The sequence below is a fragment of the Lactobacillus sp. UMNPBX17 genome (assembly GCF_002553735.1).
GTDB classification, from domain to species: domain Bacteria; phylum Bacillota; class Bacilli; order Lactobacillales; family Lactobacillaceae; genus Lactobacillus; species Lactobacillus gallinarum.
Genome location: NZ_PCYT01000122.1, coordinates 1 through 1,764, shown reverse-complemented (window position 1 = coordinate 1,764; position 1,764 = coordinate 1). Strand labels below are relative to the sequence as shown.

Here is a 1,764-nt window from a genome sequence, read left to right as displayed (position 1 = left end):
TTCCATTTCTCTTACCAACGTCTACGCTAGTATTCCGATATTTCAATTTAGAAGTAATCGCATTGACTATCTCTTTTGGCATTTTTTCGGACGTAGCCTCGCCCGCAATTATCTTATAAGGCTCGATTTAACTCTGGATGCTTTACTAGCAGCGTTAGGTTGGCCATGGCATTTTCGTCGCGATCAACCTTTTTATTGTAATTAGGACAGCTAGGATTATAACAGACAAACTCGTTATGCTTGGTGCCATGCTTTTTATTGCCCTGCAGCGTGATCTTTTCATCGCCTTTTTTGACCAAGCCGCATGCTGCGCATCTTTGCGTTGATGGATATAGCTTGTTGGCAATAATCAGTTCTTTACCATACCATTCGCATTTATATGTTAAAAGCTTTCTAAACAAGCCAAACATGCTTCGATGCATGCCTTTTGAAGCCACATGGCTCATAAGCATGCCTTTGACTCCCAGATCTTCAATCGCTATTTGATCGTAATTGTTTACCAGTTCAGTAGTAAATTTATGCATTAAATCCGTTTGAATGTTTTGGGCACGCTGATAGGATGCCTGAAGCTTGATTCTCGTCTTCAAGTATTTCTTGCTTTGCGCACCTTTAATTCTACCGTTGACTGTTCGCTTCTTTGCCAGCTGCTTTTGATAATGCTTTATTTTGCTGTATGTTTTGGTCAAAGACTTAGGAATAATCAAAAGCTGACCATCTTCATAATTGAAATGGCCTACGTTTATATCTACCCCGGTCGCTTTGCCTGTTTTCTTTTTGATTTCGAACCTATCTTTGGGGATCTTATATGGAATTGCCACATAATACCTATCCCTTACTCGATAGAAAGACATTGTTCCTGTAGGATAATCAAAAGGCTTTTCTGACAATTTTATTGGTTGCCAATTTGCTTTCAACCCTTGAGGCTTTTCCAAAACCAGCTTGCCATTAACAATTCTAGCTTGGTCGCTCTTGAAGCCTTGCTTGGGAGCCCGCTTAGATTTAAATTTAGGCTTGCCCCAATCTTTTTGAGCCTTATTGAAAAAATTTTGCCAGGCTTTGCCCAAATCCTGTACGGCTAGCTGCAATAGATGGGCTGAATAGCTAAATTGCCAGTCTTCTTTTTCTGCCACTAGTTTATTCCTGATGGCTTTCCAATTAGGCGCAGGATAGCTGGCAAGCATTTCTTCTTGTTCGGCAGTAAATTTGCGTTGACTCTTGGCCTTTCGCAGTTCAGCTTTGATCTCTTTATCAAGCATCAGCTGCCTAATATCGTATTCGTCATTCCACAAAGCCAAGGCTTCATTCCAGCAGAATCTCCGATAATCGCAATTGCGATCAAAAACAGCCTTCATCTGTTTGTTGGGAAACAGCTCATAGGATTTGGTTTTTATATAGTATTCTGGCATTTTATCCACCTCCTTTTATAGATGCATCGCTTATTCTTTTAAATTAGGATCGTTCTTTATTTTGTTTTTATACCTTCTCAGTCCATAAAGACGGCATGAAAAAACATGAATAATGCTAATTAAGTCTTCCACTAGCTCCTTATCTGGCGAAGTATCCTCATTGTTTAAGACGATTATCTTACAGTCATGCCAAGCACAAAATTCTTGAAAGAACTTAAAGCCAAAACGGATAAAGCGATCTTCATAAGTAACGTAGATCTCTTTAATCTGATTTGCATCGATGTCTTTGATCAACTTAAGCCATTTAGGACGTTTATAGTTTAAGCCCGATCCAATATCTGAGATATATTCATCGGCG

2 protein-coding genes are annotated in these 1,764 nt (G+C 39.3%); both read right to left on the bottom strand.

Features of this window, described 5'->3' with window-relative positions; all coding sequences use genetic code 11:
- Positions 1-113 precede the first annotated feature (113 nt).
- Complete coding sequence (locus CP368_RS09815) at positions 114-1,406, bottom strand: RNA-guided endonuclease TnpB family protein (protein WP_089145235.1); 1,293 nt, start codon at positions 1,404-1,406, stop codon at positions 114-116.
- A gap of 30 nt (positions 1,407-1,436) precedes the next feature.
- Positions 1,437-1,764: IS607 family transposase (locus CP368_RS09810; RefSeq protein WP_143468329.1), on the bottom strand; the 328-nt coding region annotated here is incomplete at its 5' end.